At 72.7% G+C, this 20,216-nt stretch carries 17 protein-coding genes; 9 read left to right on the top strand and 8 right to left on the bottom strand.

Translation table 11 applies throughout. The features are described from left to right. Nucleotide 1: 1 nt before the first annotated feature. Entirely contained in the window at nt 2-841 is an 840-nt protein-coding gene (qcrC, locus tag BMY89_RS23915; protein ID WP_092382312.1) for a cytochrome bc1 complex diheme cytochrome c subunit, read from the bottom strand. Nucleotides 842-913: 72 nt separating this feature from the next. Next, entirely contained in the window at nt 914-1,513 is a 600-nt protein-coding gene (gene ctaE / locus BMY89_RS23910; protein WP_092382311.1) for an aa3-type cytochrome oxidase subunit III, read from the bottom strand. A gap of 108 nt (nt 1,514-1,621) precedes the next feature. On the opposite strand from ctaE, the gene BMY89_RS23905 reads away from it, so the two are divergent. The 3 genes from BMY89_RS23905 (at nt 1,622) to trpD (ending at nt 4,324) form a co-directional block, all read left to right on the top strand. Beyond that, nucleotides 1,622-2,623 carry a cytochrome c oxidase assembly protein gene (locus BMY89_RS23905; protein ID WP_092382310.1) on the top strand — a complete coding sequence of 334 codons (1,002 nt, stop codon included), beginning with the start codon at nt 1,622-1,624 and terminating at the stop codon, nt 2,621-2,623. Nucleotides 2,624-2,792: 169 nt separating this feature from the next. After that, the gene (locus tag BMY89_RS23900; RefSeq protein ID WP_092382309.1) at nt 2,793-3,188 is read left to right on the top strand and encodes a response regulator; all 396 of its coding nucleotides are present in this window, start codon (nt 2,793-2,795) and stop codon (nt 3,186-3,188) included. Nucleotides 3,189-3,271: 83 nt separating this feature from the next. Next, the gene (gene trpD / locus BMY89_RS23895) at nt 3,272-4,324 is read left to right on the top strand and encodes an anthranilate phosphoribosyltransferase (protein ID WP_092382308.1); all 1,053 of its coding nucleotides are present in this window, start codon (nt 3,272-3,274) and stop codon (nt 4,322-4,324) included. Nucleotides 4,325-4,491: 167 nt separating this feature from the next. Here the strand turns inward: trpD and BMY89_RS23890 are convergent, their stop codons facing one another. Continuing rightward, entirely contained in the window at nt 4,492-4,920 is a 429-nt protein-coding gene (locus BMY89_RS23890) for a cytochrome c oxidase subunit 4 (RefSeq protein WP_092382307.1), read from the bottom strand. Between the two features lie 10 nt (nt 4,921-4,930). Continuing rightward, nucleotides 4,931-5,902, bottom strand: coding sequence for an aa3-type cytochrome oxidase subunit II (gene ctaC, locus BMY89_RS23885; RefSeq protein WP_092382306.1), 972 nt, complete (start codon nt 5,900-5,902; stop codon nt 4,931-4,933). Between the two features lie 195 nt (nt 5,903-6,097). Here ctaC and BMY89_RS23880 point away from each other — a divergent pair, with 195 nt between their 5' ends. Beyond that, complete coding sequence (locus BMY89_RS23880; RefSeq protein ID WP_092382305.1) at nt 6,098-7,249, top strand: cysteine desulfurase family protein; 1,152 nt, start codon at nt 6,098-6,100, stop codon at nt 7,247-7,249. Beyond that, nucleotides 7,246-7,476 (top strand): sulfurtransferase TusA family protein, encoded by a 231-nt coding sequence (locus tag BMY89_RS23875; protein WP_092382304.1) that lies wholly within the window; start codon nt 7,246-7,248, stop codon nt 7,474-7,476. The genes BMY89_RS23880 and BMY89_RS23875 overlap by 4 nt, the downstream gene beginning before the upstream one ends. A gap of 93 nt (nt 7,477-7,569) precedes the next feature. On the opposite strand, the gene BMY89_RS23870 is transcribed toward BMY89_RS23875, so the two are convergent. The 3 genes from BMY89_RS23870 to BMY89_RS23860 all read right to left on the bottom strand — a co-directional run bounded on the left by BMY89_RS23870 (nt 7,570) and on the right by BMY89_RS23860 (nt 10,500). Continuing rightward, nucleotides 7,570-8,547 (bottom strand): carbohydrate kinase family protein, encoded by a 978-nt coding sequence (locus tag BMY89_RS23870; RefSeq protein WP_092382303.1) that lies wholly within the window; start codon nt 8,545-8,547, stop codon nt 7,570-7,572. 249 nt (nt 8,548-8,796) lie between these two features. Continuing rightward, entirely contained in the window at nt 8,797-9,165 is a 369-nt protein-coding gene (erpA, locus tag BMY89_RS23865; RefSeq protein WP_092382302.1) for an iron-sulfur cluster insertion protein ErpA, read from the bottom strand. A 195-nt stretch (nt 9,166-9,360) separates the two neighbouring features. Beyond that, on the bottom strand, nt 9,361-10,500 hold the full coding sequence (locus BMY89_RS23860; RefSeq protein WP_092382301.1) for a glycerate kinase family protein: 1,140 nt from the start codon (nt 10,498-10,500) through the stop codon (nt 9,361-9,363). 68 nt (nt 10,501-10,568) lie between these two features. Here BMY89_RS23860 and nadA point away from each other — a divergent pair, with 68 nt between their 5' ends. The 4 genes from nadA (at nt 10,569) to BMY89_RS31095 (ending at nt 18,599) form a co-directional block, all read left to right on the top strand. Next, nucleotides 10,569-11,744: a quinolinate synthase NadA gene (nadA, locus tag BMY89_RS23855; protein WP_092382431.1), complete on the top strand. Its 1,176-nt coding sequence runs from the start codon at nt 10,569-10,571 to the stop codon at nt 11,742-11,744. Between the two features lie 227 nt (nt 11,745-11,971). Further along, nucleotides 11,972-13,327 (top strand): UDP-N-acetylglucosamine 1-carboxyvinyltransferase, encoded by a 1,356-nt coding sequence (gene murA / locus BMY89_RS23850; RefSeq protein ID WP_092382300.1) that lies wholly within the window; start codon nt 11,972-11,974, stop codon nt 13,325-13,327. Nucleotides 13,328-13,417: 90 nt separating this feature from the next. Then, nucleotides 13,418-14,020 carry a DUF3043 domain-containing protein gene (locus BMY89_RS23845; RefSeq protein ID WP_092382299.1) on the top strand — a complete coding sequence of 201 codons (603 nt, stop codon included), beginning with the start codon at nt 13,418-13,420 and terminating at the stop codon, nt 14,018-14,020. 508 nt (nt 14,021-14,528) lie between these two features. Next, nucleotides 14,529-18,599, top strand: a complete 4,071-nt coding sequence (locus tag BMY89_RS31095; protein WP_232521523.1) for a WG repeat-containing protein — start codon at nt 14,529-14,531, stop codon at nt 18,597-18,599. A gap of 38 nt (nt 18,600-18,637) precedes the next feature. Here BMY89_RS31095 and BMY89_RS23835 read toward each other — a convergent pair whose 3' ends face one another. Then, nucleotides 18,638-20,170 (bottom strand): hypothetical protein, encoded by a 1,533-nt coding sequence (locus BMY89_RS23835; RefSeq protein WP_092382298.1) that lies wholly within the window; start codon nt 20,168-20,170, stop codon nt 18,638-18,640. Between the last annotated feature and the right edge of the window lie 46 nt (nt 20,171-20,216).

Here is a 20,216-nt window from a genome sequence, read left to right as displayed (position 1 = left end):
CTCACGACTTGCCCGCAATCCACAGGCTGGCGAAGACGAGCGCGACGATGCCGACCAGGAAGATCGCGACACCCTCGGTGGACGGCCCGTACCGACCCAGGTTGAAGAAGCCGCCCGGGTCGCCGTCGTGCTTCAGGGACTGCTGGATGTAGGCGATGATGTCCGCCTTCTGCTCCGGGGTGATCTGGTTGTCCCCGAAGACCGGCATGTTCTGCGGGCCGCTCAACATCGCCGCGTAGATCTGGCGGTCGGTGGCCGGCGCCAGGCTCGGCGCGTACTTGCCGGAGGAGAGCGCGCCGCCGCCGCCGCTGAACGCGTGGCACTGCGAGCAGTTGATCCGGTACAGCTCGCCGCCGATCGCGACGTTGCCGTCGGCGTGCAGGTTCTCGCCGGCCGGTACGACCGGCCCGCCGCCCAGTTCCTGGACGTACGCGGCGAGCTGGTCGATCTCGTCCCGGGTGAACACCTCGGGCTTGCGCGCGGCCTGCGCCTCCTGCCGGGCCATCGGCATCCGGCCGGTGCTGACCTGGAACTCGACCGAGGCCGCACCAACGCCGATCAGGCTCGGCCCGCGCCCCTCGACCCCCTGCGCGTTGCGACCGTGACAGGTCACGCAGCTCACGTCGAACAGCGCCTTGCCCTCCGCGGCGGCACCGCTCAGCGGCGGGTTTTCCTGCGCCGACGCGCCGGGGGCGAGGACGGTGTAGGCACCGCCGGCCAGCATCAGCGCGGCGACCAGCCGGACCGCGGCACCCAGCCGGCGGCGGCCCCTGCTGCGCGCCACGGGCCGCCCGCGCAGCCGCGCGAGCAGACCGCGTCGGCGGTCGTTGTCAGAAGTCATGACCTGTGTCCTTAACCGGTTGGACCTTGTCTGCGGGGGTGGAGCAGCGGTTAGGCGCCTGGCACGCCAAGATCACTGAAGCCAGTAGATCATGGCGTAGAGCCCGATCCACACGACGTCGACGAAGTGCCAGTAGTACGACACCACGATCGCCGAGGTGGCCTGCGCCGGGGTGAACCGGCCCATGGTGGTGCGGATCATGAAAATCACGAAGGCGACCAGACCGCCGGCCACGTGCAGGCCGTGGAAGCCGGTGGTCAGGTAGAACATCGAGCCGTAGCCGTCACTGTTGATCTTAATGCCCTCGTGCACCAGCTCGCGGTACTCGTTCGCCTGGCCGAGGATGAAGATCAGGCCCATCACGAAGGTGATCGTGAACCAGCGCCGCAGCGCGTGCACGTCACCCCGCTCGGCGGCGAACACGCCGATCTGACAGGTCACCGAGGACAACACCAGGATCACCGTGAAGGTGGTCGCGTACGGGATGTTGAGTACCTCGGTGTGCTCCGCCCACTGCTCCGGCGCCGCCGCGCGGATGGAGAAGTACATCGCGAACAGCGCCGCGAAGAACATGAGCTCGCTGGAGAGCCAGACGATCGTCCCGACGCTGACCATGTTGGGCCGCGTCAGAGAGTGGATCCGGCTCTTGTCAATGGCTGGGGCCGCAGTCACGCGGTCATTATTGCCCTTGACCACTGCCGGCGATCAGCGGGGGGCCAAACCGGGGGTACACATGGCCCGATCGGTACCGTCCGGTTCGCCTGACCTAGGCTGATTGGCGTGCTGCACGTCGATCCGATCTCCCTGGCCAGCTCGGCCGCGCCGCTGCTCACAGCGGGTGCGACCAGCGCGGGTGCGACCGAGCTGAGCGCCGGCTTCGGGCCGCTCGCGGCCGAGGCCGCGCCACCGCCGTTCTCGGTCACCTCCGTGGTCACCGAGGCCCGGTTGGACAGCTGGCTCGCCGTGGGCCTGGTGCTCGCCGCCGGCCTCTACCTCTACGGGGTGCACCGGCTGCGGGCACGCGGCGACCGCTGGCCGATCGCCCGGACGATCTTCTTCCTCGGCCCCGGTCTAGGCGGCATCGCCTCGGTCACGGTCAGTGGGCTGCACGCGTACGACACCACGCTGCTGTCGGTGCACATGGTCCAGCACATGGTGCTGTCCATGGTCTCGCCGATCTTCCTGGCGCTGGGCGCACCGGTGACGCTGGCCCTGCGCACCCTGCCGACCGGTCCGCGCAAGCGGCTCCTCGCGGTGGTGCACAGTCGGGTCGCGCGGGTCTACACCTTCCCGCTGGTGGCCTTCGCCATCTTCGTGGTGAACCCGTTCGCGCTGTACTTCACCGACCTGTACCGCTACACCCTGGAACACGCCTGGGCGCACGAGGTGGTGCACGCGCACTTCATCATGACCGGCTGCGTGTTCTTCTGGCCGCTGCTCGGCCTGGACCCGCTGCCGGGGCGCTGGCCCTACCCGGGCCGGGCGCTGCTGATGCTGCTGTCGGTGCCGTTCCACACCGTCCTCGGCCTGACCATCATGCAGAGCACCACCCTCTTCGGCGGCGACTGGTACCCCTCGCTCGGGCTGAGCTGGGCCGACCCGTGGGAGGACCAGGTGCTCGCCGGCGGGATCCTGTGGGCCGGTGGCGAGTTCGTCAGTGTGACGATGCTCGCGGTGCTGGTCGTGCAGTGGATGCGCCAGGCCGAGCGGGAGGCCCGCCGGGTCGACCGCGAGCTGGACCGCCAGGAGGCCCGTCAGCGCGCCGCGGAATCCGCCGCCTGAGCCGCGGCGGGGTCGGACGCGGGGCGGCGCGTCACGCACACCACACCGACCGGTACGATCGGCCACGCAGCTACGAGGTGAGCACCGTCTCGCCAGCCATCAGCGGGCGGGTCATCCGGCCCGGCGCGGTGGCCGGTCCGGACGGCAGGAAGCGAAGCGGAGTGTCGGCATGAGCGAGCGTCTGTGCACCGTCCTGCTCTACAGCGACGACCCGCAGGTGCGGGACCGGATGCGGCTCGCCGTCGGCACCCGACCCGCGACCGACCTGCGCGTCGAGTTCGTCGAGGCAGCCACCTACGCCGAGTGCATCCGGCTGGTCGACGACTACCAGATCGACCTGATGCTGCTCGACGGTGAGGCGTCGCCCGGCGGCGGCATCGGCATCGCCCGGCAGGTCAAGGACGACTACGAGACCGCTCCCCCGACCTGTGTGGTGATCGCCCGCGCCGCCGACCGATGGCTGGCCTCCTACGCCGAGGTCGACGCCACCCTGGTGTATCCGCTCGACCCGGTGACGACCGCCGCCACCGTGACCGAGCTGTTGCGTACGCACGCACCCGCCTGACGCGCCACTGCGGCACCGCCACGGCGCCGGGCGAGCCGGCGCCGGTCCCGTCCCACCCGTTACCGTCTGCTCGGGAGGCCCGCATGGGCGATCGGACCTGGCCGCACCTGCTCACCACGCTGCTGCGTGGTGCGGAACTCTCCACCGCCGACACCGCCTGGGCGATGGGCGAGATCATGTCCGGCTCGGCGGCCCCGGCCCAGATCGCCGGCTTCGCCGTGGCGCTACGCGCCAAGGGTGAGACCCCGGCCGAGGTGAGCGGGCTGGTCGAGGCGATGCTCAGCCGGGCCGTCCAGGTCGAGCTGCCCGACGAGGTACGCGCGAGCGCGCTCGACGTGGTGGGCACCGGCGGGGATCTCGCGCACACGGTGAACATCTCCACGATGACCGCGCTGGTCGTCGCCGGCGCCGGCGTACGCGTGGTCAAGCACGGCAACCGGGCGGCCTCCTCCTCCTGCGGCACCGCCGACCTGCTGGAGTTCCTCGGTGTGCCACTGGACCTCGGGCCCGAGGGCGTGGCCAGGTGCGTGGCCGAGGCCGGCATCGGCTTCTGTTTCGCCGCCCGGTTCCACCCCGGCATGCGCCACGCCGGCCCGGTACGCCGGGAGCTCGGCGTGCCCACGGCCTTCAACTTCCTCGGCCCGTTGACCAATCCGGCCCGCCCTCGCGCCGGTGCCGTCGGCTGCTTCGACGCCACGATGGCACCGGTGATGGCGGCGGTCTTCGCGGCCCGCGGCGACTCGGTGCTGGTGATGCGTGGCGAGGACGGGCTGGACGAGTTCACCACCGCCGCCGCCACCCGTTTCTGGATCGCCCAGAACGGTGCCGTCAGGGAGACCGTGGTGGACGCGACCGACCTCGGCGTACCCCGGGCCACCCTCGCTGACCTGCGCGGCGGTGACGCGCCCTACAACGCCGACGTGGCCCGGCGCCTGCTCGCCGGCGAGCCCGGCCCGGTACGCGACGCCGTCCTGGTCAACGCCGCGGCGGCGCTGGCCACCCAGGGCCCGCTGGACGGTGACCTCACCGACGCGCTGAGCGCCGGCCTGGGCCGGGCCGCAGAGTCGATCGACTCCGGCGCCGCCGCCCGCACACTCGAACGCTGGATCAAGGTCGCCAACACCGCCTCAGCTTGATCGACTCCGGCCGGCCGACCGCTGACGGGCCTGATCGACTCCAGATCCCGCAGGTCGGCCGGTAGACCCACCCGGATCCCGCGACATACGGCATCCCGGACCGACGCCCCCGGCATGACGAAGGCCCGCTCCCCGATCGGGGGGCGGGCCTTCGTGCGTCGCGCGGGTCAGTGCTCGGCGGTGCGCCGGGTGCCCGTGTAGTACTCGAACAGCAGGCCACAGGCCGCCAGGATCACCAACAGCATGCCGAGGCCGAGCAGCCAGAGCTGCCAGAACACCAGGCCCATGCCGGCGGTCGCGGCAGCCAGGGCCAGCCCGAACGGCCAGTAGCTGCCCGGGCTGAAGAAGCCGATCTCGCCCGCGCCGTCGGCGATCTCGGCGTCCGGCCGGTCCTCGGGACGCAGGTCGATGCGCCGCGAGACGAACCAGAAGAAGCCACCGCACATCGTGCAGAGCAGGAACGACAGCAGCAGGGCCACCGTGCCGATCCACTCGACCTGACCACCCGAGTCGGCCGCCGTCCAGCCGCCGTACAGGACGGTCGCGAAGAGCAGGAACCCGGCGATGATCAGGAAGATACGCCACTCGGTCTTCATACCGGTTGCCTCAGCTTCCCGCGCCGGCCGGAGCAGTGTCCGGGTTGAAGTTGCTCTCGGTGCGCCGCGTCTCGAACGGCCTCGTGGTCTGCGCGTACGGTTCCTCGCCGATCGCGGTCAGCGCCTCCTGGGTCGAGGCGCCGTCCTGCTTGGCCGCGAGGAACCGGTCGAAGTTCTCCGGCGAAACCACCCGCAGCTCGAAGTTCATGAAGGCGTGGTAGCTGCCGCACAGCTCGGCGCAGCGGCCCACGTACGCCCCCTCGGATTCCAGCGAGGAAACCTCGAAGACGTTGCGGATGCTGCCCGGCATGACGTCCCGCTTGAACAGCATCTCCGGCACCCAGAACGAGTGGATGACGTCCCGGCTGGTCTCCTCGAACCGGATGGACCGGTCGGTCGGCAGCACCAGGATCGGGATGACCTCGCTGGTGCCGAGCACCGACGCGACGGTCTCCGCCTCGGTGCCCTGGCCGTCGCGGTAGTTGAACTGCCAGTTCCACTTGAAGGCGACGACCTCGACGGTCACGTCGGGGTTGTTGGTGGTCTTCACCACGTCGGTCTGCACGACCGCCGTGTAGTAGAAGAGCACGGAGACGATCAGCACCGGCGCGATGGTGTAGAGGAACTCCATCGGCAGGTTGTAGCGGGTCTGCACCGGCAGCTCGTTGCCGCGCTTGCGGTAGCGCACGACGCACCAGAAGATCAGGCCCCAGACGAGGAACCCGACCGCGAGCGCCGCGATGCACGAGGCGATCCACAGGTCGTACATCCGGCGTGCCTCGGGGGTGATGCCGCCCTGCGGCCAGCCGAAGCCGCCGAACGCCGCACCGACGTCACAGCCCGTGAGCAGGATCAGCAGCGCCGCGCCACCGAATCCGAGCCCGGCGAGACGCCCGGCGCGACGCCCCCGCCGCCCACCGGCTCCTGGGGATGCGCTGCGCCGCACGGCCTTCGGCCGTACCTCCGAACTCCTTGCGACCACCTGGTCCTGCCTCCCTAGCGCGCCGCGGTGTCTGCTCGATCTGGCCGGCTCCGTGCAGCGGAACCGGCGCACCGGCGGCAAAGGCGTCACCGACGGTCGCAGATTACTCGACCATGACGGGCTGGACCCGGTTGGGGTCGTTGTCCGCACCCGACGGGGGATCCTGCCCCGACCGAGGCGATAGCGTGGGCAAACGTGATTCCTTCCCCGGTCTACCTGGACGCGGCCACCGCCGCGCCGCTGCATCCGGTCGCCCGGCAGGCGTTGCTGGCCGCCCTGGACGACGGCTGGGCCGATCCCGCCCGGCTCTACTGGGCCGCACGGCGCGCCCGTCAGTTGCTCGACGCCGCCCGCGAGGCCACGGCGGAAACCCTGGGCGTACGCCCCGACGAGCTGTCCTTCACCCCCAGCGGCACGAGCGCGGCGCACACCGCCGTGCTCGGTGGCCTGCTCGGGCGGCGGCGCACCGGCGGCGCGCTGGTGCACTCGACGATCGAACACTCGGCCGTGCTGCACGCCGCCGAGCACCATGTGGCGCGGGGTGGCACGGCCGTCGAGGTTCCGGTCGACCGCCTCGGCCGGCTGGACCTGACCGCCTGGTCGACCGCCGTGGCCGGTCCCGGGGTGGCGCTGGCCGCCTTGATCGCGGCCAGTCACGAGGTGGGCACCGTCCAACCCGTCGAGGCCGCCGCGACGGCCTGCGCGGACGCGGGCGTGCCGCTCTACGTCGACGCCGCCCAGGTGGTGGGCCGGGTACCGGTGCCGGCAGGCTGGTCGGTGTTGACCGCGAGCGCCCGCAAGTGGGGCGGCCCGCCCGGCGTCGGCCTGCTGGTGGTCCGCAAGGGCACCCGCTGGGAGTCACCGTGGCCGGCCGACGAGCGCGAGTCGGGGCGTACGCCCGGCACGCTGAACCTGCCCGCGGTGGTGGCGGCGGCGGCGAGCCTGCGCGCGGCGGCGGCCGACGCGGCGGCGCAGGCGGCCCGACTGTCGCCACTGGTGGACCGGATCCGCACCCGGGTGGCGGCCGAGGTGCCGGACGTGGAGGTGGTCGGCGACCCGGAGCGCCGGCTCCCGCACCTGGTCACCTTCTCCTGCCTGTACGTCGACGGCGAGGCGCTGCTGCACGCGCTGGACCGGCGGGGCTTCGCCGTCTCGTCGGGCTCGTCCTGCACCTCCTCCACCCTGCGCCCGTCACACGTGCTGGAGGCGATGGGGGTGCTGTCGCACGGCAACGTGCGAGTCTCGCTGCACTCCGGCAGCACCGAGGCCGACGTGGACCGCTTCCTCGCCGAGTTGCCGCAGATCGTCGCCGACCTTCGGGCTCAGGCGGGGGTGGTGGGGCTGTGACGACGCCCGACGAGGTGCTCGACTGTCTCGGTCAGCGCTGCCCGCTGCCGGTGATAGCGCTCGCCCGCCGACTGCCCGAGCTGCCGGTGGGCGCGGTGATCCGGGTGCTGGCCGACGACCCGGCGGCGGCGGTCGACATCCCGGCCTGGTGCCGGATGCGCAACCAGGAGTTCCTCGGCGCCGCACCCGCACCCGGCCCCGCCTACGACGTCCGCCGGGTGAGGTGAAAGGAGGGGGCCCTTGTTAACGCCTGGTGTATAGGAAGGGCCCCCTATTAACGCCTCGCGCCGCCTCGCGCCGCCTCGCGCCGGCTCGCGCCGTCAGGGCAGCAGGTGGGGACGGATCTCGTCGGCGGCCTCGTCGCCGTACGACTCGGCGAGGCGCTTGACGAACAGGTCGTGGCGCACCTGGTACTCCTGGGTACCGACGGTCTCCAGCACCAGCGCGGCGAGCAGCGAGCCGACCTGGGCGGCGCGCTCCAGCCCGACGCCCCAGGACAGGGCGGTGAAGAAGCCGGCGCGGAAGCCGTCGCCGACGCCGGTGGGGTCGACCGCCTCGGCCTCCCGGGCGATCGGCACGTGGATCGGGTCGATGTCCCGCCCGGCGATCTCCACCCCGTGCTTGCCCAGCGTGGTGACCCGGACCCGGACCCGCTCCAGCAACTGGTCGTCACTCAGCCCGGCCTTGCTCTGCAGCAGCGACTTCTCGTAGTCGTTGGTCATCAGGTACTCGGCGCCGTCGATCAGCGACGCCACGTCCTCGCCGGCCATCCGGGCGAGCTGCTGGGAGGGGTCGGCGACGAAGGCGTAGCCCCGCTCACGGCACTCGGCGGAGTGGCGCAGCATCGCCTCCGGGTCGTTGGCGCTGACCAGTACCAGGTCCAGCCCGCCGAGGCGCTGCGCGACGGGGTGCAGCTCGATGTTGCGCGCCTCGCTCATCGCCCCCGCGTAGAACGAGGCGATCTGACACATGTCGGTGTCGGTGGTGCAGACGAAGCGCGCGGTGTGCGCCACCTCGCTGACGTGCACCGAGTCGCAGTCGACCCCGTGCCGCTCCAGCCACGAGCGGTAGTCGGCGAAGTCGGCACCGACGGCACCGAGCAGCACCGAGCGCAGACCGAGCTGCCCCATGCCGAACGCGATGTTGGCCGCCACCCCGCCCCGGCGCAGCACCAGGTCGTCCACCAGGAAGGAGAGCGAGACCTTGTGCAGTTGGTCGGCGATGAGCTGGTCGGCGAACCGGCCCGGGAAGCTCATCAGGTGGTCGGTGGCGATCGAGCCGGTCACGGCGATCTTCATGGCAACCCTCAGGGTCGGCAGCAGGGCGCGGTCAGCCTACCGGCACCCGGCCCCCGCAGCGACCGGCCGACCCCATCTCACCCACCCCACAGTCCCCAACCCGACTGCGGCGTTGATCAAGAAGTTTTGGTCGCGCCGCCGCGTGTGTCGCGACCAGAACTTCTTGATCAACGCCTGCAGTGTGGTGGGAGATGACGACGGCGGGACGGCCCGGGTAGGGCCGTCCCGCCGTCGTGAAGACCGACCGACTCAGCTGAAGGAGTCGCCGCAGGCGCAGGAGTTGCCCGCGTTGGGGTTGTCGATGGTGAAGCCCTGGGCGTCGATCCGGTCGGCGAAGTCGATGGTGGCGCCGGTCAGGTAAGGGCTGCTCATCCGGTCGACGACCACCTCGACACCGTCATAGTCGGTGACGATGTCACCGTCGAGCGAACGCTCGTCGAAGAACAACTGGTACCGCAGGCCGGAGCAGCCGCCCGGCTGCACGGCGATCCGGAGCCGCAGGTCGTCGCGGCCCTCCTGCTCGATCAGGGCCTTGACCTTCTGCGCCGCGACGTCGGTGAGGACGACGGACGTGGGGGCCTTGGCCTCGGTCGACTCGGTCTGCGCTGGCGTGGTCACGTGGAATTCTCCCTGCGCGCGTTCGGTGTGGTCTCCCCTGGCCAACCTCAGCAGCCGGTCGGTGATTCCCACAGTGGTCCAGTACCTGATTGTAGGCCGCCGGAGCGCCGACGGCCCGGCGGCGTGACCAGCCACTCCAGCGGCCCCGCCCCGACACCTGATACCCGGGCGGCCGGGAGCGACACGCGATCGGCGTCAGCGGCTCCACTGCCGGGCCAGTCGGGCGCCGAGCGCCCGCAGTCCCTCCGCCGGGCGGTCCAGCGCGGCAGTCAGCCCGCCGCGCTCCTCACCGCCGAAGTGCTCCACCAGGCTGTACGCGTCGGTCACCCCAACCGAGGCCGCCTCGCGCCGGCCAGTGCTCACCTGGCCGGCGAGCACGACGCAGGGTACGCCTCGGTCACGGGCGGCGCCGGCCACTCCGGCGACCACCTTGCCGCGCAGCGACTGGTGGTCGAACTTGCCCTCCCCGGTGACCACCAGGTCGACCCCGTCGAGCGCGGTGTCCAGCCCGACGGCCCGGCTGACCAGCCCGATGCCCGACTCGCACCGACCGCCGAGGGCCAGCAGCGCCGCGCCGATGCCGCCGGCCGCGCCACCGCCGGGCAGCGCGCCCAGCCCGGTGGGGCAGCCGGGCAGGTCACGCTCCAGCACCTCGGCCCAGCGTTGCAGCGCGCCGTCGAGCAGCAGCACGTCGGCCCGGTCGGCGCCCTTCTGCGGCCCGAAGACGTTGCTCGCCCCGTGCAGCCCGAGCAGCGGGTTGTCGACGTCGGTGGCGGCGATCAGCCGCACCTCGCGCAGCCGGGGTGCGCCGTCGAGCGTGGCCACCGCCACCAGCGCCGCGCCGCCGTACGGCAGGGCGGAGCCGGTCTCGTCCAGCGGGACCGCGCCCAGCGCGGTGAGCATGCCCGCGCCGCCGTCGTTGGTGGCCGAACCGCCCAGACCGACGACCACCGTACGGGCGCCGGTCTCGACCGCGGCAGCGATCAGCAGGCCCAGCCCGTACGACGTGACGGCCTTCGGGTCGCGCTCGGCGGCGTCGAGCAGGTGCAGCCCGCACGCCTGGGCGCTCTCCAGCCACGCGGTCGCGCCGCCGTCGGTGAGCAGGATCTCACCGGACGTCGGGCGCCCCAGCGGATCGACCGTCGACACCGGCACCCGCCGGCCGGGCAGCGCCTCGGCGAGCACGTCGAGAAACCCCGGTCCCCCGTCGGCCAGTGGCCTGACCAGCAGGTCGTCGCCGGGTGCCACCTCCCGCCAGCCGTCGGCCACCGCGGCGGCCACCTGCGGGGCCGGCAGCGTGCCGGCGAACTTGTCCGGGCAGAGCAGTACGCGCATGTCTGGCAGTGTGGCAGCCCACACCGACGGGGACGGCGCGCCGGTCACGCTGTGGGACCATGGAGGGCGTGACGTCGACCTGGGTTGAACCCTCCAACACCGCCACTGCGCTGCTGCTTCTCGGCCGCGGCAGCGACCCTGCCACCGAACGTGGCGTGGAGTGTCCGGGTGACCTGCCGGCACCGAGCGACCCCGACCTGGTGGCCCGCGCGGCGGCGGCCAAGGCCGCGCTGGGCGAGAAGGTCTTCGTGCTGGGCCACCACTACCAGCGCGACGAGGTGATCCAGTTCGCCGACGTGACCGGCGACTCGTTCAAGCTGGCCCGGGAGGCCGCCGCCCGACCGGACGCGGAGTACATCGTCTTCTGCGGCGTGCACTTCATGGCCGAGAGCGCCGACATCCTCACCTCCGACACCCAGCAGGTGATCCTGCCGGACCTGGCGGCCGGCTGCTCGATGGCGGACATGGCGGCGCTGCCGCAGGTGGAGAACGCCTGGGACGTGCTCACCGAGCTGGGCGTCGCGGAGCGGACCGTCCCGGTGACCTACATGAACTCCTCGGCGGACATCAAGGGTTTCGTCGGGCGCAACGGCGGTGTGGTGTGCACCTCGTCGAACGCGAAGCGGGCCCTGGAGTGGGCGTACCAGCAGGGTGAGAAGGTGCTCTTCCTGCCCGACCAGCACCTGGGCCGCAACACCGCGGTGCTGGAGATGGGCTTCTCCCTGGACGACTGCGTGCTCTACGACCCGCACAAGCCGGGCGGCGGGCTGACGCCGGAGCAGCTGCGCGACGCGCGGATGATCCTCTGGCGCGGTCACTGCTCGGTGCACGGCCGGTTCACGCTGGACAGCGTCAACGACGTCCGCTCGCGGGTACCCGGGGTCAACGTGCTGGTGCACCCCGAGTGCCGGCACGAGGTGGTCAACGCGGCCGACCTGGTGGGCTCGACGGAGTACATCATCCGCACCATCGACGCGGCGCCCGCCGGCTCGGCGTGGGCGGTGGGCACCGAGCTGAACCTGGTCCGCCGGCTCGCCCTGGCCCACCCCGACAAGCAGATCATGTTCCTGGACCGGGCGGTCTGCTACTGCTCGACGATGAATCGGATCGACCTTCCGCACCTGGTGTGGGCGCTGGAGGAGTTGGTCGCGGGTCGGGTGGCCAACCGGATCACGGTCGACGCCGACACCGCCCACCACGCCCGGGTGGCGCTGGACCAGATGCTCGCGCTACCCGGTGCCTGAGCACCGGAAGGGCAATCACCCTCGGTAGTGCCAGTGGTACACAAAAGTGCCGGATCACCGATAAATGCCCTCCACGGCGGTGTGACCGGATCCATTCTCATCACGGAGGGCTATGCTGCCGGGCGACGACAAACGCGGGCGCGGGAGTTTGGCCGCTACCGCGCCCCGGGTAGCGACCGGTGGTGTCCCCCCATCGAAACGGCAGCACGCACGCGCTGGAGGTTGCGTTGACCGACGACGTCCTGGTCGTACACGGAGGCACCCCGCTGCAAGGGCGGATCCGGGTGCGCGGCGCGAAGAACCTGGTTTCCAAGGCGATGGTCGCCGCGTTGCTCGGCGACAGCCCGAGCCGCCTGTTCGACGTACCGAGGATCCGTGATGTGGAGGTGGTCCGGGGCCTGCTCGGACTGCACGGCGTGAAGGTCACCGACGGCGAGGAGGACGGCGAACTCGTCTTCGACCCGGCGAACGTGGAGAGCGCCAGCACCGACCAGATCAACGTGCACGCCGGCTCCAGCCGGATCCCGATCCTGTTCTGCGGGCCGCTGCTGCACCGCCTCGGGCACGCCTTCATCCCGGACCTGGGCGGCTGCCACATCGGGCCGCGGCCGATCGACTTCCATCTGCAGGCGCTGCGGGAGTTCGGCGCCACGATCGACAAGACCCCCGAGGGGCTGCACCTCTCCGCGCCGAACGGTCTGCACGGCACCAAGTTCGCGCTGCCCTACCCGAGTGTGGGCGCGACGGAGCAGGTGCTGCTCACCGCGGTCATGGCCGAGGGTGTCACCGAGCTGCGCAACGCCGCCGTGGAGCCGGAGATCATCGACCTGATCTGCATCCTGCAGAAGATGGGCGCGATCATCAAGGTGCACACCGACCGGGTGATCGAGATCCAGGGTGTGCCGAAGCTGCACGGCTACCACCACCGGCCGATCCCGGACCGGATCGAGGCGGCGAGCTGGGCCGCGGCGGCGCTGGCCACCCGTGGCCACGTCGAGGTGCTCGGCGCCGAGCAGGCCGACATGATGACCTTCCTCAACGTCTTCCGTTCGGTCGGCGGCGAGTACGAGGTGACCGACACCCGGCCGCCCCGGCTGGGGAACCCGGGCCAGGAGGGTGGCATCCGCTTCTGGCACCCGGGCGGCGAGCTCCAGGCCACCGCGCTGGAGACCGACGTGCACCCGGGCTTCATGACCGACTGGCAGCAGCCGCTGGTGGTGGCGCTGACCCAGGCGCGCGGCCTGTCGATCGTCCACGAGACGGTCTACGAGCAGCGGCTGGGCTACACCGAGGCGCTGAACACGATGGGCGCGAACATCCAGGTCTACCGGGACTGCCTGGGCGGTACCCCGTGCCGCTTCGGCCGGCGCAACTTCAAGCACTCGGCCGTGATCGCCGGGCCGAGCAAGCTGCACGCCGCCGATCTGGTCATTCCCGACCTGCGGGCCGGCTTCAGCCACCTGATCGCCGCGCTGGCGGCCGAGGGGACCTCCCGGGTGTACGGCGTCGACCTGATCAACCGGGGCTACGAGGACTTCGAGGCCAAGCTCGCCGACCTCGGCGCGCACGTCGAGCGGCCGTAGTTCCGGCCGCGTACCCGGCGCCGCCGGGCCGCTCGCGTCCGGTGCACCCGCGATGTGCACCGGACGCCGGGCGTTGGCTACCCTTGCCGCGTGCCGTCGCTGTTTCGCCGCAAGTCCGCTGACCTCGCCGAGCCTGCCACCGAGCCGCTGACCCCGGCGGAGGAGGAGGCCGAGGCCGCCCGTTCCCGTGGCTACACCCCGAGCAAGGGGCGGGAGACGCCCAAGCGCCCCGCCACCGGCCGCCGCCCGGCCGGCGCCGTCAAGGCGCTGAGCAAGGAAGAGGCCAAGGCGGTACGCCGGCAACGGCGCGCCGAGGCGGCCGCGGAGTTCCGGCGTGAGGGTGGGCCCCGCGACCGGGGTCCGGAGCGGCTGCTGGCGCGCAACGTGGTCGACTCCCGGCGTACGGTCGGCACCTGGTTCTTCGGCGGCGCCCTGGTGGTGCTGATCGGGTCGAACCAGGCGATGCCGCCGGTGATCCGGCTCGCCTCCAACCTGCTCTGGGGTGCGCTGGCCATCGGCGTGGTGATCGACTCCGTGCTCATCTCACGCAAGATCAAGAAGCTGGTCCGGGAGCGCTTCCCGAACTCCACCCAGCGCATGGGGTCGCTCTACGTCTACGCGATCATGCGGTCGATCACCTTCCGCAAGCTGCGCACCCCGGCGCCCCGGGTCGCCATCGGCGACAAGATCTGACCGCACCTCCGCGCCCCGCCGCCCCTGGATCCTGGTACGCGCCGGCCCTTGAAGGGGGCGGTTACGTACCAGGATCCAGGGGCCGGGTCGTTGCGGCGACGGTTGGCTGACGGTGGGTGCAGTATCGTCGGAAGCACGATTCAGCCAAAGACCTAAATGTCCGGATCAGTAGGATAATGTTTGGGTCGACGAGGGTGCCGCAGTGGCGGTGACCAAGCCCGCGCCGCTACCCTCCATGCGCAGCCATTCGGTGCCCGGACGAGCGACTTTGCCGGCCCCGGGGTGCCCAGCGCGACCATTTCCGACGAGGTGACATCGCTGTGAGCGAGCGGACGCGAGCCGACAATCGGGGCGCGGCCGTGAGCGAACGGACCCTGGCTCGGGGCGCTGCCACGGCCGGGGCCCGGTGGCGCCGTCCCGTCGGGTCGGCCGGGCCGGTCCTGGATCCTCGTGTCGCGGCCGGCGCCGCCTCCCGGCGACGTCCCGGCGGCAGCGACGGGTCCGCCGGATGAGTCGAGGCTACGCCGACCGGTGGCACGATCCCGCCGAGCCGTCCTGGGTCGCCGAGCCGACGGCCGAGTGGCAGCCACAGTTTCCGGGTCAGCGCTATCCCGGCGACGACGGCGTCGACCGCCAGCCACGGGCCGCCCGGGGCCGGGCGAGCGCCGTCGGGCGGGCCGAGGTACCCCCGCTGGCCCCGACCAGGCCCGACGGGACATACGTGGGTCGGTCCTGGGACGAGGAACCGGACGGACGACCGGGCCGGCAGGAGCTACCCGGGCCGCGCCGTCCCGACGGCCCCAACGGTGCTCGACCGGTTGACCGGTCGGCCGCTGCCGAGCCACGGCCGGAGCAGGCCCGGCGTGACCGGCGACGGTCACCGCAGGGCGATCCCGACCGCCGACGTGACGGAGTCACCTGGTCGGACTTCGGGCCGCAGGGGGCGGGCTCGGGCCCCTCGCCCCGCCACGACCCGGACCGCTATGCCGACCGGCGTGACCAGCACGACCCGGATCGGTACGCCCGACGCGAGCCCGACCAGCGCGACCCCGACCGGTACGCCCGGCGCGACGCCGACCGCCGCGACCCTGGCCGACGCGAACCCGATCGACGCGAACCCGACCAGTACGCCCGACGCGAACCCGACCGCCGCGACCCCGACCAGCGCGACCCGGACCGGTACCCGCGCCGCGACCCCGACCAGCGCGACCGGTACGCCCGGCGCGAACCCGACCGCCGCGACCCCGACCGGTACGCCCGGCGCGAGCCCGACCGGCGCGAGCCCGACCGGCGCGAGCCCGACCGGCGCGAGCCCGACCGGCGCGAGCCCGACCGGCGCGAGCCCGACCGGCGCGAGCCCGACCCCTACGGCCAGCGTCCACGTCGTTCCGAACCGACCGACCGGGACCAGTTCCGCCGTGGTACGCCGGTGTCCTCGACGGGGCGGCCGGACGCCAGTTGGCCGGAGGCCGGTCGGGTGCCGGAGCCGGGCGACGACGCCCGCCGGTCCGCCGCACGGCGGTCGGTGGAGGGTGCTGATCGGCGACCGTCGACGGACTCCCCCCAACGCTCCCGCTACCAGTGGAGCAGCCATCCGGGACAGCCGGCGTTCGACGACGGCCCGGTGGTGGACGGCTACCGGACCGAGTTCGGTGTCGGAGACCCGGACGGCGCCCCGTACCCGGACGGCTACATCGACGAGCCGGTCCGCCCGACACCCGCCGAGGGGTCCCGACCCGACTGGTCGCCGGAGCGGGGTCGTCCCGAGCCGTCGCTGGATCAGCAGGCGAAAGCCGCGCCGGCCCGTGGTGATCTCCCCTGGCCCGCGCCCGGACCGGTGCGTCCGAGCAGTGGCCGGGATCATCGCGAGTACCAGCGTCCGGACGCCCCTGAGCAGGGTGCCGACCGGCCGTGGCGCGACGACCGGCGGTCGACCGGCGGGCCCGGGACGCCCGGGCCGGAACGATTCGTCGACCGGCCGGCGGCTCAGTTGCCCGACACCGAGCGACCCGTCTCACCCGCGCCCGACGGTCCACCTCGACGTCACCTGTCGGTCGTTCCCGACCGGCCCGTCTCGCCCACCCCGGAGCACGACCGACCCGTCTCGCCCGCCGCCGGGCGGGCCCGGCCGGTCTCGCCCGCCCCGGAGCGTCACCAGCCCGACGAGGCGGCAGCACACCAGGGTTGGTCCGCTGCCCCGGGGGCGGCCCGGGACCGGACCGACGCTCCCTCTCCAGGACCGGACCGACGCGCGACCGGACGCCCCGACCAGGGTCGGACCGGCCTGCCCGGCCAGCACCGCGACCGGCCTGTCGCCGCGGCGGAGCGGGGACCGGCCGGGGACACGGTACGGCCGGCGCCGTTGCACCACGAGGAGGTCCGCCCGGCGCCGCTGCAGGAGCACCAGGTCCGTCCCGCGCCACTGCACGACCAACCGGTCGTGGCCACCCCGCCGCCGGTCCCGGCGCCGTCGGTCGCCGCCGCGCCACCCGTCGCCGCACCAGCCACATCCCGCCCCGTCCCGGCGCCACCCAGCCACCGCCCCGTCTCCGCGCCACCCGCCGCCACGCCGGCGACCCCGGGGCGGGACTCCGGATCGGCGGAGCGGCCCACCCGACACCTCGTCGACCAGGCACCGGTCGGTCCGACGCCCGACCGGACCAGCAGCGAACCCGACGCGCCGGCCGCCCGGGTCGCCAAGAAGCCCACCCGGTACGTCCCGCCGCCGGCGGAGCCAGTCGCGCCCGCACCGGCCCAACCAACGTCCGAGGGCGCACCGGGATGGTTCGGCGCACCGGCACCGGTCCCGGCGGATCCGCCACCACCGCCCGAGACGGCGGCGTCGACGCCGGCCGGCGGGGACGGGGCACTGCCGACTGCCCTCGACGAGCCGGTGTCGCCCGCGGCGGGCGGAGCACCGCCCGCCGCCCCCCGCTCCGTATCGACAGTCGACCCCGAGCAGGCCACCGCCCCGCCCGCCTGGGCACCGTCGGACGCCGCACCGTCCGCTCCGGCGGCGGCACCCGTCAGTGGACCCCCCGCCGCCACACCCTCGGCGCCGGTCTCCGGGCCGCCCGTCGCGGCACCGCCCGACTCGGCAGCACCGGCCGACCAGGACGTCATCGAACCGGTCTCCGCCCTACCGGTCTCCGCCCCACCGCTCCCCGGCTCCGCGCCACCCGACGAGACCGCGCCCCCCGAGACACCCGTCTCCGGAGAACCGACCGACGGTGAACAGGCAGCCGAGCCGGCGGACGACGCTGAGCCGGTACCCGAGGCGCCGGCCGATCCGGAGCAGGTGCTGGCGAACTACCGTTGGCAACTCGACGCGGCCACCCTGCGCGAAGTCGTAGACGATCCGGAGGAACTGCGTACCGCCCGGCAACGGCTCACCGACAAGCTCGCCACGGCCCTCGACAACCGGTCCCGGGCCCGGCTGCTGAGCCTGCGCGCGGTCGCCTCGCGGGTGCTCGGCGACCTCGACGACGCGCTGGCCGACGGTCGGATGGCGCTGACCTACGCCGAGGCGACCGGAGAGTTGCGGCGAACCGCGCTGGCCCAGGCCCGGCTGGCCCACGTGCTGCGCTGGCGCGGCGAGTTCGCGGAGGCCGACCGGCTGTTCGCGGAGGCCAACTCGGTCGAGCTGCCCGATCGACTGCGGGCCGCTCTGCACGAGCACGCCGCCCGCTGCTGCTACGACCAGGGCCGGCTGATCGAGGCCTGCCACCATTTCGAACGCGCGCTCGATCTGCGTGGCGAGGGCGACGCCGAGTTGCTGGACCGGGTCCGGACCGGGCTGGACGCGATCGCCGCCCAAGCCGCCGAGACCGGCTTCGGGCCGTACCCGCGCAGCTGGGACGAGGTGTTGGAGCGCGACCGGAGCCCGGTGCCCGCCCGCGACGGCGGCCAGGGCCTGTGGGGTTACGCGGACGCCGAGGGCGACATGGTCGTGCCGGCCCGGTACGCCGAGGCGCAGCCGTTCCGCGACGGTCTGGCCTGGGTACGCGGGCCGCAGACCGACCGCTGGTCGTTGATCGACCTGGCCGGCGAGACCGTGATCGAGCCGGCCTACCTCGCGGCACGCCCGTTCTCCGACGGCCTGGCCTGGGTGGTCCGGGACGAGAGTGGCTGGATGGCGGTGGACACCGCCGGGGAGGTGGCCGTACCGCCCGGCTTCGCCGAGGTACGGCCGTTCCGTAAGGGCGTGGCGACGGTCCGCCGGGAGGGCTGGGGCGCCGTCGACCGTACCGGTCGGATCGTGGTGCCGACCCGCTACCACGGTTTCCACACCACCCTCGCCGACGGTCGCTACATCGACGGCTTCACCGACGAGGGGCTGGCCGTGGTCGACCTGGCCGGCCGCAAGGGTGTGGTGGACCGCACCGGGCAGGTGATCGTCGCACCGGCGCACCCGGCGCTGCTGATCCACCCGGTCGCCTTCCTGGCGACCAACAGTGCCGGAAACTGGGGTGCGCTGGACCGGCGGGGCGCGGGACTGATCGACCCGATGTTCCAACATCCGGCCGCGGTGGTCACCGAGATCGAAGGGCTGCTCACCGACGCCAACCCGGTGCTCTGAGCGGGCTACGGGGTAGCCCGACGGCGGATGGTGACGCCTCAGGCCGCACAACCCGCCGGCTCGTACTGCTCCTTCTTGAACAGCTTGACTCGGCCCGGTGGCTTCGGGATGCCGCCCGAACTCGCGATGGGTCTCGCCTGGAAGATCCGGAGGAAGAAGTTCACGACCTTCACCACCGGTTCCGGGATCACGTACCCCACGGAGTAGGTCAGGTAGATCGACAGGCTGGCGCCGCGACAGTGGATGCTGCGGGTGCCCGGTGCGACCGGGAAGAACTGGGCGAGGGCCGAACCTCGCGCCACCCCGGTGGAGACACTGAACCCGAGGTGCAGCCCCGCCTTGAAGCCGAGGGCACCGATGCCGAGCGTGAAGGTCGTCTTGTAGGCCAGCACCACGCCGTTGGCGCCCACCGAGATGCCCTTCACCGAGTCCACCAGGCTGGAGCGCATGACGGGTCCCGCCGGCCGGTGCACGCCCCACCCGCCGTCGCGGTAGCCGAAGCCGAGCGTACCCCGCAGGTCGTAGCTGCCGGCGGCGCTGAGGTTGCCGTCCTTGGCGCTAAACGCCGTCTTGACCAGAACCTCCTGGCTGACGCTCAGGGTGAACGGGATCCCCAGGACGAGGCCGACCGGCACGGTGAAGTCGACCGGGATGGTGAAACGTCGGTCCAGTTGCCGGTCCGTACCGACCGTGCTGGCCCCCTTGATGCTGATGTCGAGGCCGCCACCGCCGTAGACCTGCAACTCGGCCACGCTGATCCCGCCGCCGGAGACGGCCAGGCGGAACCGCGCCGACGGGCTCTGCATCGCCAGCATGACGCTGGCGACGAACCGGATCTGCCCGTCGTCGTACGTGATGTCCGCGCCGACGCCGCCGCGGCAGCACCGGGGCCTGGTGGTGAAGCCGTTCGCACTCACCGGCTTGCCGCCGACGGACGGGCGGGGCATCTCGACGCGTTCCGGAGCCGGCGACGCGGGTGCGCGGCGCACCGCCGGTAGGGCCGCCGCGGCCCCGGCGGTGGGCGAGCCGGTGAACGCCGCGGGGCGTACCCCGGGCGACGGCGGCGACGCGGCGGTCACGGCGTCGTGATCGGTCCACAGCGCACCCTCTGCGCTGTAGGCGATGGGCTCGTCGATCGGCACCGGCTGGTCGCTGGCGAACTCACCGTCGCGGATCACGTCGGTGAGTTCGACCGGTGCGATGGTGACCGTCCGGGTGTCCCCCGCGTCACCCGCCGCCACCACCCGGCCCACTCCGCGCGAGGTGATGAACATGACCTTGCCCGGTGTCAGCTCCGACACCCCACGGGCGGCGGCGTCCAACGTCCAGGTCAGCCCGTCCACGGTGACCGAACGCACCGCCTCCGCGCCGGCCTCGACCAGCACGACGTCCGGCTGGTACGTGACCTTCGGATGCGGGCGGGGCGCCTGCCCGTAGTGGAGTTCGTTCTCGGTCAGCCGCTGCCCGGCCACCACGTGCTCCGCCGCGCCGGGTCGGTCGGCCCCGCCCCGCGTGCAGCCGGTCGCCGCGACCAGCACCACCAGCAGGCCGGCCAGCAGTGATCTGCGCATCTGTCCACCTCGTCGCCTCGGCCCCGGCCGGCGGCCGGGTCAGCAG

It is taken from the genome of Micromonospora phaseoli, from assembly GCF_900109115.1.
Classification (GTDB): domain Bacteria; phylum Actinomycetota; class Actinomycetes; order Mycobacteriales; family Micromonosporaceae; genus Micromonospora; species Micromonospora phaseoli.
The sequence above is the reverse complement of the archived record's forward strand: the minus strand, read 5'-3'. Positions and strand labels throughout refer to the sequence as shown.